The sequence below is a fragment of the Microbispora sp. H10885 genome, from assembly GCF_014161415.1.
In the GTDB taxonomy this organism is placed as follows: Bacteria; Actinomycetota; Actinomycetes; order Streptosporangiales; family Streptosporangiaceae; genus Microbispora; species Microbispora triticiradicis.
In genome coordinates, this window is the sequence record NZ_JABBWY010000007.1 from 423,302 (window position 1) to 437,824 (window position 14,523).

15 protein-coding genes are annotated in these 14,523 nt (G+C 71.9%); 11 read left to right on the plus strand and 4 right to left on the minus strand.

Annotated elements, in window-relative coordinates:
• Positions 1-8: 8 nt before the first annotated feature.
• The 6 genes from HHX37_RS20900 (at position 9) to HHX37_RS20925 (ending at position 8,243) form a co-directional block, all read left to right on the plus strand.
• A complete protein-coding gene (locus HHX37_RS20900; protein ID WP_182886445.1) occupies positions 9-2,768 on the plus strand; it encodes a cellulose-binding domain-containing protein in 2,760 nt (919 codons plus the stop codon).
• A 131-nt stretch (positions 2,769-2,899) separates the two neighbouring features.
• Entirely contained in the window at positions 2,900-3,679 is a 780-nt protein-coding gene (locus tag HHX37_RS20905; protein ID WP_220502998.1) for a phosphotransferase, read from the plus strand.
• A gap of 65 nt (positions 3,680-3,744) precedes the next feature.
• Positions 3,745-3,966 carry a hypothetical protein gene (locus HHX37_RS20910; protein WP_182886446.1) on the plus strand — a complete coding sequence of 74 codons (222 nt, stop codon included), beginning with the start codon at positions 3,745-3,747 and terminating at the stop codon, positions 3,964-3,966.
• 509 nt (positions 3,967-4,475) lie between these two features.
• Entirely contained in the window at positions 4,476-6,533 is a 2,058-nt protein-coding gene (pta, locus tag HHX37_RS20915) for a phosphate acetyltransferase (protein WP_182886447.1), read from the plus strand.
• A 25-nt stretch (positions 6,534-6,558) separates the two neighbouring features.
• Positions 6,559-7,764 (plus strand): acetate kinase, encoded by a 1,206-nt coding sequence (locus HHX37_RS20920; protein ID WP_310740463.1) that lies wholly within the window; start codon positions 6,559-6,561, stop codon positions 7,762-7,764.
• Between the two features lie 62 nt (positions 7,765-7,826).
• Positions 7,827-8,243, plus strand: a complete 417-nt coding sequence (locus HHX37_RS20925; protein WP_310737907.1) for a TIGR02611 family protein — start codon at positions 7,827-7,829, stop codon at positions 8,241-8,243.
• 68 nt (positions 8,244-8,311) lie between these two features.
• Here HHX37_RS20925 and HHX37_RS20930 read toward each other — a convergent pair whose 3' ends face one another.
• On the minus strand, positions 8,312-9,490 hold the full coding sequence (locus HHX37_RS20930; RefSeq protein WP_182886448.1) for a M20 metallopeptidase family protein: 1,179 nt from the start codon (positions 9,488-9,490) through the stop codon (positions 8,312-8,314).
• Between the two features lie 189 nt (positions 9,491-9,679).
• On the opposite strand from HHX37_RS20930, the gene HHX37_RS20935 reads away from it, so the two are divergent.
• From HHX37_RS20935 to HHX37_RS20950, 4 genes are read left to right on the plus strand one after another with little or no spacing between them, the layout of a single operon-like run.
• Entirely contained in the window at positions 9,680-9,898 is a 219-nt protein-coding gene (locus HHX37_RS20935) for a DUF3073 family protein (protein ID WP_396776252.1), read from the plus strand.
• The gene (locus HHX37_RS20940) at positions 9,895-10,098 is read left to right on the plus strand and encodes a hypothetical protein (RefSeq protein ID WP_182886449.1); all 204 of its coding nucleotides are present in this window, start codon (positions 9,895-9,897) and stop codon (positions 10,096-10,098) included. The genes HHX37_RS20935 and HHX37_RS20940 overlap by 4 nt, the downstream gene beginning before the upstream one ends.
• Entirely contained in the window at positions 10,098-10,427 is a 330-nt protein-coding gene (locus HHX37_RS20945; RefSeq protein ID WP_111700025.1) for an ArsR/SmtB family transcription factor, read from the plus strand. The genes HHX37_RS20940 and HHX37_RS20945 overlap by 1 nt, the downstream gene beginning before the upstream one ends.
• Entirely contained in the window at positions 10,424-12,145 is a 1,722-nt protein-coding gene (locus tag HHX37_RS20950) for a SulP family inorganic anion transporter (RefSeq protein WP_182886450.1), read from the plus strand. Before HHX37_RS20945 ends, HHX37_RS20950 begins: the two co-directional genes overlap by 4 nt.
• Before the next feature lie 44 nt (positions 12,146-12,189).
• Here HHX37_RS20950 and HHX37_RS20955 read toward each other — a convergent pair whose 3' ends face one another.
• Positions 12,190-12,510 (minus strand): GroES family chaperonin, encoded by a 321-nt coding sequence (locus tag HHX37_RS20955; protein ID WP_111700027.1) that lies wholly within the window; start codon positions 12,508-12,510, stop codon positions 12,190-12,192.
• Positions 12,511-12,572: 62 nt separating this feature from the next.
• On the minus strand, positions 12,573-13,154 hold the full coding sequence (locus HHX37_RS20960) for a hypothetical protein (RefSeq protein WP_182886451.1): 582 nt from the start codon (positions 13,152-13,154) through the stop codon (positions 12,573-12,575).
• A 351-nt stretch (positions 13,155-13,505) separates the two neighbouring features.
• Here HHX37_RS20960 and HHX37_RS20965 point away from each other — a divergent pair, with 351 nt between their 5' ends.
• On the plus strand, positions 13,506-14,054 hold the full coding sequence (locus HHX37_RS20965; protein WP_182886452.1) for a DUF1349 domain-containing protein: 549 nt from the start codon (positions 13,506-13,508) through the stop codon (positions 14,052-14,054).
• A gap of 3 nt (positions 14,055-14,057) precedes the next feature.
• Here HHX37_RS20965 and HHX37_RS20970 read toward each other — a convergent pair whose 3' ends face one another.
• Positions 14,058-14,453 carry a winged helix-turn-helix transcriptional regulator gene (locus HHX37_RS20970; protein ID WP_182879211.1) on the minus strand — a complete coding sequence of 132 codons (396 nt, stop codon included), beginning with the start codon at positions 14,451-14,453 and terminating at the stop codon, positions 14,058-14,060.
• Positions 14,454-14,523 lie beyond the last annotated feature (70 nt).

Consider the following 14,523-nt stretch of genomic DNA (forward strand, 5'->3'; position numbering starts at 1 on the left):
AACCGTCCATGCGAAGACTCGCATCCCTGCTTGTGATCGCCGCCATGGCGCTGGTCACGGCCGTGATCAGGATGGCGCCGGTGTCGGCCGTCGCCGCCGATCCGTACACGTTCAAGAACGTGCAGATCGCCGGGGGCGGCTTCGTTCCCGGCATCGTGTTCAGCCCGGTCCAGAAGGACCTCATCTACGCCCGCACCGACATCGGCGGCGCGTACCGGTGGGAGCAGTCCAGCCAGACCTGGACGCCGCTGCTCGACTGGGTCGGCCAGTCGAACTGGGGCTACAACGGGGTCGTCAGCATCACCCCCGACCCGGTGGACGCCAACAAGGTGTACGCCGCCGTCGGCATGTACACGAACAGCTGGGACCCCAACAACGGCGCGATCATCCGCTCGTCGAACAAGGGCGCCTCCTGGCAGGTCAGCCCGCTGCCGTTCAAGCTGGGCGGCAACATGCCCGGACGCGGCATGGGCGAGCGCCTCGCGGTGGACCCGAACAAGAACAGCGTCCTGTACTTCGGCGCGCCCAGCGGCAACGGCCTCTGGCGCAGCACCGACTCCGGCGCCACCTGGGCCAAGGTGACCAACTTCCCCAACGTCGGCAACTACGTCGCCAGCCCCGGAGACGCGTACAACGGTGACAACCAGGGCGTCGTCTGGGTGACCTTCGACAAGCGGACCGGCACCTCGGGCAACGCCACCCAGACCATCTACGTCGGCGTGGCCGACAAGAGCAACACGGTCTACCGGACCACCAACGGCGGCACCTCGTGGGAGCGGGTCGCCGGGCAGCCGACCGGCTACATCGCCCACAAGGGCGTGCTCGACACCGCCAACGGCTACCTCTATATCGCCACCAGCGACACCGGCGGCCCGTACGACGGGGGCAAGGGCGACGTGTGGCGCTACGCCACCGCCACCGGCGCCTGGACCCAGATCAGCCCGATCCCGTCCAGCAGCGGCGACGACTACTTCGGCTACAGCGGCCTGACCATCGACCGGCAGAACCCGAAGACCATCATGGTGGCCACGCAGGTCTCCTGGTGGCCCGACGCGATCTTCTGGCGGAGCACCGACAGCGGCGCGACCTGGACCCGCATCTGGGACTGGACGTCGTACCCCAACCGCAGCTTCCGCTACAAGATGGACATCTCGTCCGCGCCCTGGCTGACCTTCGGGACCAACCCGCAGCCTCCGGAGGTCACGCCCAAGCTCGGCTGGATGAACGAGTCGGTCGAGATCGACCCGTTCAACTCCGACCGGATGATGTACGGCACCGGCGCGACGATCTACGGCACGACCGACCTCACCAAGTGGGACTCCGGCGGCCAGTTCACGCTCAAGCCGATGGTGAAGGGCCTGGAGGAGACCGCCGTACTCGACCTGATCAGCCCGCCGACCGGCGCCCCGCTGATCAGCGCGCTCGGCGACATCGGCGGCTTCCGGCACACCAACCTCGACGCCGTGCCGTCCATGATGTTCACCCAGCCCGTCTTCACCTCGACCACCTCGCTCGACTACGCGGAGACCAACCCGAGCGTGATGGTGCGGGCCGGCAACTTCACCGACTCCGACCGGCCGAACGACAGCCATGTCGCCTTCTCCACCGACGGCGGGGCCAACTGGTTCCAGGGCACCGAGCCGGGCGGCGTCAACAACGGCGGCACGGTCGCCGCGGCGGCGGACGGCAGCCGCTTCGTGTGGTCGCCGGCCGACCCCGGCATCCAGGTCGTCTACTCCGTCGGTTACGGCAACAGCTGGAGCGCCTCCACCGGCGTCCCGGCCAACGCGATCGTCGAGTCCGACCGGGTGAACGCGCAGAAGTTCTACGCCTACTCCGGCGGCAAGTTCTACGTGAGCACCAACGGCGGCGCGAGCTTCAGCGCCACCGCGGCCACCGGCCTGCCGACGACCGACGTCCACTTCAAGGCGCTGCCCGGCAAGGAGGGCGACATCTGGCTGGCCGGGGACGGCGGCCTGTGGCACTCCACCAACTCGGGCGCCTCGTTCACCAAGCTGTCGAACGTCAGCGACTCGATCAACGTCGGTTTCGGCAAGGCGGCGCCCGGCAAGTCGTACCAGGCGCTCTACCTGGCCGGCGCCGTCGACGGCGTCGACGGCCTGTTCCGGTCCGACGACACCGGCGCGAGCTGGGTGCGCATCAACGACGACCAGCACCAGTACGGCAACATGGGCGAGGCCCTGACCGGCGATCCCCGGATCTACGGCCGGGTCTACCTCGGCACCAACGGCCGGGGCGTCATCTACGGCGACCGGAACGGCACCCCGCAGTCCCCGTCGGCGTCTCCCTCGGCCTCCCCGTCCGCGTCGCCGTCTCCCTCGCCGTCTCCGTCTCCGTCTCCGTCGGCGTCGCCCTCGCCCAGCCCGTCCCCGAGCCCGTCTCCGAGTGCGTCCCCGTCCGCCTCGCCCAGCCAGTCGCCCTCGGCGACCCCGTCGGGCGGCAAGTCGTGCTCGGCGACGTACAAGGTGGCCAACCAGTGGCCGGGCGGCTTCCAGGGCGAGGTCACGGTGAAGAACACCGGCACCGTGGCGACCAGCGGCTGGACCGTCAAGTGGGCCTTCGCGAACGGCCAGACGATCAGCCAGCTCTGGAACGGCACGGTGAGCCAGTCCGGGGCGAACGTCACGGTCACCAACGTGAACTACAACGGCTCGCTCAGCCCCGGGGCGTCCACGGTGTTCGGCTTCCAGGCGAGCTGGAACAACACCAACGCGGTCCCGGCCACGCTGACCTGCACCGCCTCCTGAGATAACGCGACGACGGCCGTACGGGCGACACCCGCCCGTACGGCCGTCCTTTCGCGTGGCGGCTCCGGCCAAGGGCCTCCGGGGCCGGAAAGGGGTGGGGCGCGCCATGGCAGAGCTGATCTACTGGCGTGGTGCGGGGACTGTCGGGGGAGTGGGGCGGGACGGGGTGGGACAGCCAGGCGCGGCTGGTCGGAGAGCGGTGGGTGGAGCGCCGCCCCAGGAGGCCGGAGGTGGCCGGGCGACTGCTCATGGAGACCCGCCTGATGCCGTGGCTCGCGCCGCGGTTACCGTTGCCCGTTCCGTTACCCCACGTCCTGCGGCGGGAGCCCCTGGTCGTGCGGCATGAGGTGATCGTCGGTGAGCCGCTCGGGACCTTCGACGCCGTCGGCGGCCGCGCCCTGGGCGCGTTCCTGCGCGCACTGCACGCGACCGATCCCGTGGAGGCCGTGCGGCGTGGTGCCCCGCCCGCGAGAGAAGCACTGCGGGAGCGGGCGGTCATGGTCGAGGACTTCGGCACGCGTGTCGTACCGCTCCTGCCGGGGGACCGGCGAGGCGCCGCCCGGTTGGTACTGGACGCCGTGGCCACGCTGCCCGCCACCGCTCTGGTCCACGGCGATCTCGGGCCCGGACATGTGCTCGCGCGGGACGGCGTGGTGAGCGGTGTCATCGACTTCAGCGACGCGCACGTCGGCGACGCGGCGCTCGACCTGGCGTGGGCGCTCAACGGTGCCCCTCCGGTCTTCTCCAGGGCCGTGGCGGCGGAGTACGACGTCGCCGCCGAGGTCGTCGAACGAGCACTGCTGTGGCACCGGCTCGGGCCATGGCACGAGGTCACGCACGGTCTCGGCATCGGCGACCCGGACGCCGTCCGTAGTGGGCTGGACGGCCTCCTCGCCCGTCTCCCGGTCTGAACAGACCCTGGACATCGGCGAAGACGCGTGTCACGATCTGTGCTCGATCCGTTACTATAGGGCGCGTGACCCCCGCACAGCGGCACGCCATCGCCTACCTGACGGACCAGGGTCGCCGTGTTGCCGCCATCGTGCCCTTGGACGAAGTTTGGTACTGGACGTCCGGATGGCAGTCGGCGGAGGCCGAAGCCGACGAAGAGATCCGTGAGGGCCGGACCCGCTCCTTCGCCACGATGGACGACCTCTTCGTTGAGATAGACGCGGTCCGCGCAGAAGATCTCCCGTGAGATTCGAGCGTACGGCTGTGTTTCTCCGGGACGTGGCCCGGCTTCCCCCGAGCAGTACGCGCTTTTCAGAGAAGCCGTCTTCAAGCATTTCCTTCCGGCCATCGAGCAGTGGGCACACACAGGCCGCGTCCCCTGGCCTTCTCGGCTACGTGTTCACAAGCTCACGGACACGCGTGTCTACTCGATGACATGAAACTGCGCCTCTCCAGACGGCAGAGCGACCTTCGAGTTCGGCACCGCTGACGACGGCGAACCCCTCCTGGTCTGGTGCCGTGTCGGCGATCATTCGATCTACGACCGGCCCTGAAAGAGGAGGTCCGGGGCTTGTTCCCGGAGGTCACGACGGGAGGACGCCTCGGGGGAGGTGGAACTCCCGAGGCCGTTGGGAAGAGGGGGTACGGATGTGCCGTTCGGCTGCCGCGCCCGTACGGCCGGTCGCGTAGATTTGCCTGGGCGGGCCGTCGGGCCGCCCGGAGGCAGGGGTGGCCGGACACAGGGGTGACTGCGCGATGGCGATCGGGGTTTACGTCGCGGCCGGCGACGCGAGGAGCAACAAGGGCACGATCGCCCTCGGCATGATCGAGCTCCTGACCCGCCAGGTCGGCACGGTGGGCGTGTTCCGGCCGGTGGTCCGGGCGGGCCGCGAGGACAGCCTGGTCAACACCGCGCGGAGCCGCTTCGCGATCGGCCTGTCCTACGACATGTGCACGGGCGTCACCTACGAGGACGTGCACGCCGACGAGGACCGCGCGGCCGGGGAGATCCTGGCCCGCTACCGGGCGCTGGCCGGGCGGTGCGACGCGGTCGTGGTGATCGGCACGGACTACACGGACGTGGGCGCGCCCACCGAGTTCACGTTCAACGCCCAGCTCGCCGCGAACCTCGGCACGCCGGTGATGAACGTGGTCACCGGTCTCGACCGCACGCCCGACGAGATCGCCACGGCGGTCGAGATGTCGCGTAAGGAGCTCGCCGAGCGGCACGCCACCGAGCTGGCCACGGTCGTCACGAGGGTGGCGCCCGCCCTGGTGGACGAGGTCGCCGCCCGGGTCCCCGCGTACGTGCTGCCGGAGGTGCGGCGGCTGTCCGCCCCGACGGTCAGCGACCTGATGGCCGCATGCGACGGCGAGCTGTACCTGGGCGACGCCGCCCAGCTGGGCCGGGAGACGGGCGGCCTGATGATCGGCGCGATGTCGCTGCCGAACATCCTGGAGCGCCTCACCGAGGGCCTCGCGGTCGTCGTCCCGGCCGACCGGGCCGCCGCGCTGGTGCCGGGCCTGCTGGCCGCGCACAAGTCGCGCACGTTCCCCGCCCTGTCGGCGATCATCCTGAACGGCGGCCTCGAACTGCCCGACGCGGTCGTCCGCCTGCTGAAGGGCATGGACATCCGGCTGCCGATCATCACGACCCCGGGCGGCACGTTCGAGACCGCGACGAAGCTGTCGAAGGCCGAGGGGCGGTTCAGCCCCGACGCCCCCGGCAAGATCGACACGGCGCTCGGTGTCTTCGCCGAGCACGTCGACGCCTCGGCCCTGCTGCGCAGCCTGCGGGTCACCAAGGCCGCCGCGATCACCCCGCTGATGTTCGAGTACGACCTGCTGGACCGGGCCCGCGCCGACCGCCGGCACATCGTGCTGCCGGAGGGCGCCGAGCCGCGCATCCTGCGCGCGGCAGACAGCCTGCTGCGCCGGGGCGTCGCCGAGCTGACCCTGCTGGGCGACGAGCGGGAGATCCGGCTGGCGGCGAACACGATGGGCCTGGCCGTCGACGGCGCCCGGGTGGTGAGCCCGTTCGACCCCGAGCTGCGCGAGCTGTTCGCCGAGGAGTACGCCCGGCTGCGGGCGCACAAGGGCATCACCCTCGGGCAGTCCCGCGACATCGTGACCGACGTGTCCTACTTCGGCACGATGATGGTCCACCTCGGGCTGGCCGACGGCATGGTCTCGGGCGCCGCCCACACCACGGCGCACACGATCCGGCCGTCGTTCGAGATCATCAAGACGTCGCCGGGCGTCGGCGTCGTCTCCAGCGTCTTCTTCATGTGCCTCGCCGACCGGGTGCTCGTGTACGGCGACTGCGCCGTCGTGCCCGATCCGACGGCCGCCCAGCTCGCCGACATCGCGATCTCCTCGGCCGCCACCGCCGCCCGGTTCGGGGTCGATCCGCGCGTGGCCATGCTGTCGTACTCGACCGGCGAGTCCGGGGCCGGGCCCGAGGTGGACAAGGTGCGGGAGGCGACGGAGCGGGTCCGCGCGCTGCGGCCGGACCTGCCGGTGGAGGGGCCGATCCAGTACGACGCGGCGGCCGAGCCCAGCGTGGCGCGCACCAAGATGCCGGACAGTCAGGTGGCCGGGCGGGCGACGGTGTTCGTGGTGCCCGACCTCAACACGGGCAACAACCTCTACAAGGCCGTGCAGCGCAGCGCCGGCGCGGTCGCGATCGGCCCGGTGCTGCAGGGTCTGCGCAAGCCGGTCAACGACCTGTCGCGCGGGGCGACGGTCGGCGACATCGTCAACACCGTCGCGATCACGGCCATCCAGGCCCAGGTGCGGGAGGAGGCGCCGTGAGCGTGCGGGCGCGGGAGGAGAAGCGGTGAGCGCGCAGGCGCGGGGAGACGGGGTGGGCGGGCAGGTCCTGGTCCTCAACACGGGATCGTCGTCCATCAAGTACCGCCTGATCGACATGACGACCCGCACCGGTGTGGCCGGCGGGCTCGTCGAGCGCATCGGCGAGGACGCGAGCGCGCTCGTCCACGACGGTGTGCGGGTCGAGCGCAGGGTGGCCGACCACGAGGAGGGCCTGAAGGCCGTGCTCGCGGCGTTCGCCGAGCACGGGCCGTCGCTCGACGGGGTGACCGCGCTCGGGCACCGGGTCGTCCACGGCGGCAGCCGGTTCGTCACGCCCGTCCTGATCGACGACGCGGTCGAGCGGGCCATCGAGGAGATCGCGCCGCTGGCGCCGCTGCACAACCCGGCCAACCTGGAGGGCATCCGGGTCGCCCGGCGGGCCTTCCCCGGGCTGCCCCACGTCGCCGTGTTCGACACGGCCTTCCACGGGACGATCCCGCCACACGCCCACACCTACGCGGTCCCCCGCGAGTGGACCCGCAAGCTCGGCGTGCGCCGCTACGGCTTCCACGGCACCTCCACGGCGTACGTCTCGCGCCGGGCGGCGGCCCTGCTGGGACGGCCGTACGGCGAGGTGAACTCGATCGTGCTGCACCTCGGCAACGGCGCGAGCGCGACGGCCGTGCGGGGCGGGCGGAGCGTGGACACGTCGATGGGCATCACCCCCCTCGCCGGCCTGGTGATGGGCACCAGATCCGGCGACGTGGACCCGGCGCTGCCCGCCTACCTCGCCCGGGTCGCGGGGATGGGGCTCGGCGACGTCGACACGGCGCTGAACAAGGAGAGCGGCCTGCTCGGCATGTGCGGCGCCAACGACATGCGGGAGGTCTGGCGGCTGGCCGACGCGGGCGACGAGGACGCCCGGCTCGCGCTCGACGTGTACGGCTACCGGGTGCGCGCCTACGTCGGCGCCTACTACGCGGCGCTCGGCCACGTCGACGCGGTCGTGTTCACCGGCGGCGTGGGGGAGAACAGCGCGCGGGTCCGCGCGCTGGCGACGGCCGGTCTCACGCGGCTCGGCATCGAGGTCGATCCCGCCCGCAACGCCGCCGAGTCGGCGGAGGCCAGGGCGATCTCTCCGGAGGGCGCCGAGGTGACGGTGCTGGTGGTGCCGACCAACGAGGAACTGGAGATCGCCGAGCAGACCGCGGCCTGCCTCGAAGAGGGGTGACGTCGGTGACCGTGGCCAAAGGCCCGGCTGACTATCGTGGGCAACGGATGGGGGTGAGCCGTGTGGCTACGGCTGAGAGCAGTCGGACGGGTGAGGAAGAGGGAGAGTCGCGGGGCCTGCTGGACCGGGTGCGCGCGACTCCGGCGGGCCGGCTGACGCTGCGGATCGTCATCGGGGTGATCGGGACCGCCCTCGTCGTCGGCGGGCTGATCATGGTGCCGTTCCCGGGGCCGGGCTGGCTGGTGGTCTTCACCGGCCTCGCCGTGCTGGCCACCGAGTTCGCCTGGGCGAGCCGGGTGCTGGAGTTCGCCAAGCACTGGGTCAGGCGGGCGACGGACTGGCTCAAGCGGCAGAACTGGTTCGTCCGCATCGTGGCGGGCGCGCTGACCCTCGCCTGCGCGGCCGTGATCGTCTGGGTGTCGATACGGCTGACCCTGGGCGTCGACCTGATCCAGAAGGCCCGCGAGCTGCTGAGCTGACCCGCACGCCGACCTGAGCCGTGCGAACCTGAGCCGTGCCCGTGAGCCGGCCGGCCCGCGGGCGACGGTCAGACGGTGGCCCGGGTCAGCCTCCGGATCGCCAGTTCGGCCAGCAGCGCGGCGCCGTCGGCCAGGATGGCGTCGTCGAACTCCGCCTCCGCCGAGTGGTTCGACGGGGCGGTGGCGAGGTCCCGTCCGGGCGGGCAGGCGCCGACCACGAGGAAGGCCCCCGGCACCTGCTCCAGCACGTACGAGAAGTCCTCCGAGCCGGTCGCGGGGGTGGGGAGCGGGAAGTACCGGTCCTCGCCGAGCGCCTCCCGCACCGTCCGCGCGGCGAACTCGGCCTCGGTGTCGTCGTTGACCGTGACCGGATAGCCGATGCCGAAGACGCAGTCGACGGTGAGCCCGTGCGCCTCGCCGATGCCGCGCGCCAGCCGTACGAGGCCCTCCCTGACCCGGTCCCGCGTGGCGGGCGAGAACGTCCTCACCGTGACCTCGAAGCGTGCCTCGTCCGGGATCACGTTGTCGGTGGTGCCGGCGTGGAAGCTCCCCACCGTCACCACGACCGGGTCGAACACGTCGTACGTCCGGGTCACGTGGGTCTGCAGGGCCGTCACGATCTCGCAGGCCGCGGGGATCGGATCGAGGGCGCGATGCGGGGCGGAGCCGTGCCCGCCCCTGCCGCGCACGGTCACGGTCAGCGTGTCGGCCGCGGCGAGCACGGGCCCGCCCTTGGTCAGGAACAGGCCGCGGGGGATCGTGGTCGAGAAGACGTGCATGCCGTACGCCGCGACCGGCCTGTCGCCCGCCGCGTCGAGCACCCCCTCCTCGATCATGAGCTTGGCCCCCTCCTCGCCCTCCTCGCCGGGCTGGAACATGAGCACCACGTCCCCTTCGAGGTCGGAGCGCCGGTCGGAGAGCAGGCGGGCCGCCCCCACGAGCATCGCCGTGTGCAGGTCGTGCCCGCAGGCGTGCATGCGGCCGTCGACGCGCGAGCGGTACGGCAGGTCCGTCTTCTCGTGCACCGGCAGCGCGTCCATGTCGGCGCGCAGCAGCACGGCCGGCCCCGGCCGCGAACCCCGCAGCACCGCGGTCACCGAGGTGAGCCGCTCCCCGGTCGTGATCTCCAGCGGAAGGCCGTCGAGCGCCGCGAGCACCCTCTCCTGGGTCCGGGGCAGGTCGAGCCCGATCTCGGGCTCCCGGTGCAGAGCACGGCGAAGTTCGACGAGATCGTCCTGAAGGGTCATGGGCCGCCGATCGCGCGAGAAGGGTCGATGTCGCCATCACATTAGAGCGCGGCCGGGTGGTCCAGGCAGGGGTTGCGCGACGGGTTGCGCGACGGGCGTGCGACGCGTCTGCCCGCCGTCGCGACAGTTGCGAGCGCACCTGGCCGCCCCCGTGGTTGCAGAGTTTCTTAATTCCCTATAATGGCAACAGTGTCCGCCGACGAGGAGGCGATGGCTGTGGGGCGTGGCCGGGCCAAGGCCAAGCAGGTGAAGGTCGCTCGTGCTTTGAAGTACAGCGGTGGCGGCGATCTGGAGTCCCTGCGGCGGGAGCTGGGCGTCGACGCGACGCCTGCCGCACCCGCACGTACGGAGGCCGGCGACGGCGCGGGCCAGGCGGACCTGGACCGTGAAGGTGAGCCGGGGGCGTGAGTTCCTTCGAGGAGAGTCTCCGGCAGCGGCTGGCCGCGACGCGCCGGGCGCTGGCGGCGGCACAACGGGACGGCGATCACTTCGGCGTGCAGACGCACGCCTCGGAGGCGGAGGAACTGGAACGGCTGGGCGCCGCCCACGGAGTCGTCGTCAGACCCGAACCGGCGGACGGGCCCGTCGTCGAGGGCGAGGCCGGGTGATGCCGGTCCCGCTCTACCAGGCCAAGGCCGAGCTGTTCAAGACGCTCGGCCATCCGCTGCGCATCCGGGTGCTGGAACTGTTGTGTGAGGGACCCAGGCAGGTCCGGGAACTGCTGGCCGCGATCGAGGTGGAGGCGCCGAACCTGTCGCAGCAGCTGGCGGTGCTGCGCCGGGCGGGGCTGGTCACCGCGCGCCGCGACGGGACGACCGTGGTCTACGAGCTGGCCGGTGCGGACGTGTCGGAGATGATGCGCGCGGCCCGCCGCATCCTCACGGAGCTGCTGGCCGACCAGTACGAGCTCCTCGCCGAGCTGGAACAGACGAGGTGAGCCTCCGGGAAGTGCCGCGCCGGTTGGCGGACCTGCTGCCCGGACGGTCGGACTGGACCGCCGCGCGCCGCTCACCCGGCCGGGACCTGGTGGCCGGGCTGATCGTCGCGGTGGTGGCCCTGCCGCTGGCGCTGGCGTTCGGCGTCTCCTCCGGGCTCGGCGCCCAGGCCGGCCTGGTGACCGCCATCGTCGCCGGAGCGCTCGCGGCCGTGTTCGGCGGCAGCAACCTGCAGGTGTCCGGCCCGACCGGCGCCATGACCGTCGTCCTCGTCCCCATCGTGCACGCCTACGGCTCCGGCGGAGTGCTGATGGTCGGCCTGATGGCCGGGCTGGTCCTCCTGGCCCTGGCCGCGCTGCGCGCGGGACGGTTCGCCCAGTTCCTGCCGACCTCGGTCGTCGAGGGCTTCACCGCCGGGATCGCCGTGGTCATCGCGCTGCAGCAGGTCCCCGCCGCGCTCGGCGTGACAGGCGGAGACGGCGGGAAAGTGTGGCAGGTCGCGGCCGGAGCCGTGGCGCACTTCGCGGCCCATCCGACCTGGGCGGCGCCGCTCATGGCGCTGGCGGTGGCCGCGGTGATGCTGGGCGGCGCCCGGCTGCGGCCGGGTGTCCCGTTCTCCCTCCTCGGCGTCGCGGCCGCGACGCTGGCCGCTCAGGCGTTCTCGCTCGACGTCGCCCGGATCGGGGCACTGCCGGCCGGGCTGCCCGCCCCGTCGCTCGGTTTCCTCGATCCCGGCATGGTGGGAACTCTCCTGCCGTCCGCGCTCGCCGTGGCGGCGCTGGCGGCGCTGGAGAGCCTGCTGTGCGCCACCGTCGCCGACGCGATGAGCGTCGGCGAGAGACACGACCCCGACCGGGAGCTGTTCGGGCAGGGCATCGCCAACCTCGCGGCGCCCCTTCTCGGCGGCGTGCCGGCGACCGCCGCGATCGCCCGTACCGCGGTGAACGTGCGCGCGGGGGCCCGGTCCCGGCTGGCGGCGCTCACCCACGCCGCCGTCCTCGCCGGGATCGTGCTGGCCGCCGGCCCTCTGGTCGGCCGGATCCCGCTCGCGGCGCTCGCGGGGGTGCTGCTGGCCACCACCGTCCGCATGGTCGAGGTCGGCTCCCTGCGCGCGCTGGCCCGCTCGACCCGCGGCGACGCCGTCGTGCTCATCCTGACCTTCGTCGTGACCGTCGTGTTCGACCTCGTCACCGCGGTGGCCGTCGGTCTCGGCCTGGCCGTCGTGCTCGCGCTCCGCGCGGTCGCCCGGACCTCCCGCCTCGACCAGGTCCCGCTCGACGCCGGTGACCACAGCGCCGAGGAGCGGCGGCTGCTGAGCGAGCACATCGTCGCCTACCGGTTCGACGGGCCGCTGTTCTTCGCCGCCGCCCACCGCTTTCTGCTCGAACTGTCCGAAGTCGCGGACGTCCGCGTGGTCATCCTGCGGATGTCGCGGATCACCGCCCTGGACGCGACCGGCGCCCAGATCCTCGGCCACGCCATCGTCCGCATGGAACGCCGGGGTATCACCGTCCTGATCTCCGGCGTGAAACCCGGACACGGCCAGGTCCTGGCCGCCCTCGGCATCGCCGGTCACCTTCGGCGCGACGGTCTGATCTTCCCCGACACCCCCACCGCCATCGCTCACGCCCGCGGCCTTCTGCACGACCACGGGCTCCTCCCGGCCACCGCGGAGACCGGCCGCGTGGCCACCACGGCGGATCTCGGCGGTGGGGCCTGACGGGCGAGTGCGGCGGCGGACCCGGTGGTGCGGCGCACGACGGGTCAGAGGTAGAGGCCGGTGCCGTGGTCGGTCTGCTGCGTCGCCACGGCGTGCAGGTCCCGCTCGCGCAGCACCAGGTAGAGCTGGCCCTGCACCTCGACCTCGTACTGGTCCTCGGGGTTGAACAGGACCTTGTCGCCGGTCTTGACCGTGCGCGCGCCGACTCCCGCGCCGCACACCTCGCCCCACACCAGCCGGTTGGCCATCTTGACCGTGGCCGGGATGACGATGCCCGAGGTGCTGCGCCGTTCCTCGGACTCCCGCTCGACCCTGACCATCACGCGGTCGTGGAGCATCTGGATCTCGAACTTCGGGTCAGGCACCCTCGCAGTGTACGCGGAGGCCGCCCGGGCGCCGTCATCGGAGGCGGACGGGGGTCAGGCGCTCACGAGCGGCCCATGGCCAGGTCGTAGCCGGTCCCCGAGTGGCGGTAGACGCGGCCCTTGCCCCACTTCAGCACCTGGAAGCGCACATGGACGGTGTTGGAGGCGACGCCCGTCAGGTCGGCCATCATCTTCTCGGAGAGGTCGACGATCGCGGGGATGTCGTGCTGTGCGACGGCCCACTCGGCCGGGCCGAAGTCCTCGACCACCCCGACCGCGCTCTTCCCCTTGTACGTGATCTTCACTTTCGTGCCCAGGGGCCAGTAGGGGCTGGCGAGCGTGGCGTACCGCATGCGCTTGCCTGAGGCGGTGGAGGCGTCCCAGAAGGACGTGGCGGTCGCCTTGCCGGAGGGAAGGGCGGCGATCCGCTTCGCGTCCGCGGCGGCTGCTTGGAGGGCCGCGTTGAGCGCGGAGCCGATGGCGACCGGGTCCAGGACCGGGCGGGGCGCGTCGGCGGGGGAGAGCGACGCGGTGGGCGGAGCCTGAGGCGTCACCGCGGCCTGGGCGGCCGTGGTGGCCGTGCCGAGGAGAAGGGTGGTTCCGGCCAGGGCCGCGGTGACCGCCTGACGGGCTCGCTTGTGCATGGAGTTCCTTTCGGGTCGCTCGCGGCGCGGTCCTCCGGGGGGAGGGCCGCACGTCGTGGAGGGCTCCCGGCCGGGGGCCGGGTCCCCGTACGCGCGTCCGGGCAGCGCGACGCAGCCCCGGGACGGGGCGCGAGTGCCGATCGGGCGTGCGGCCCCTGGGGGAGGGGCGATACGAGTCACGCGAGGGGCGGGGCTTGCAAAAGGGTCAAACGTGATGTGAGGCACGAGTATATGGAAAGAGATAGTAAATAGGACAAAACGGAGTCACCGCTTGGTAGATCGTCCTTGACCGGGAGGCCCTGAGAGCGCTCTCATAGGCAGATTCCGGCAAAGCGAAGGCAAGGGGGCGTCATGGCGTTCGAGGGATTCACCTGGGTCAACGAGCCCGCCGAATGGTCGGGGAACGGAGAGGGGCTGCGGGCCGTCGCCGGCGCCCGGACCGACCTGTGGCAGAAGACGCATTACGGGTACTCGTTCGACACGGCGCACATGTTCGGCCGGGAGGTGGCCGGAGACCTCCGGCTGACGGTGACGTTCGACGCGGACTACGCGGAGCAGTACGACCAGGCCGGGGCGGTGCTGCGGATCGACGAGGAGAACTGGATCAAGGCGGGGGTCGAGTTCGTCGACGGCGGCCACCAGCTCAGCGTGGTCGTCACGCGCGGCTTCTCCGACTGGTCCGTCACGCCCGCGCCCGCCGGCCTCGTCTCCGCGACGTTCGACTTCGAGCGCGCGGGCGACGCCGTGACGGTCCGGTACGGCGTGAACGGCGCGGAGCCGGAGCACATGCTGCGCCTCGCCTACTTCCCGCCGAATACGCCCGCCCTCGCCGGGGTCATGTGCGCAGCTCCGAGCGGCGATGGGTTCGAGACCCGCTTCACCCGGGTGTCGCTGACGTAGGAGTCACGCGCCGGCGAGACGGGGTTCCCGGCCCCGGGTCGTGTGCCGGTCCTGGGCGTCGAGGACGGCGCCTCCGTAGCGCACGGCCCACATGCCCATCGCGCGCATGGGGGCGAGCAGCGCCGTGCCCGCATCGGTCAGCGCGTAGTCGACGCGGGGCGGCGCCTCGGCGTAGGTCAGGCGGTCGACCAGGCCGTTGTACTCCAGGCGCCGTAGCGCGTCGTTGAGGACCTTGGGCGAGATCCCGCCGATCCGGGCGCGCAGCTGCCGTGGCCGCAGCGGACCGGCCTCGCCGAGCGTGTAGACCACGACGCTGTCCCAGCGGTTCGCGAGCACCTCGAAGGCGAGGCGGGCCCGGCAGTCGGAGGTGTAGGCGCGCTCGTCGTGGATCTCGTGCATGGCGCCATCCTGCCCGGTCCGAAGGACACCGTGTGGTGTCCATCGCCCCGCCTACCGTCGTAGTCCGTCG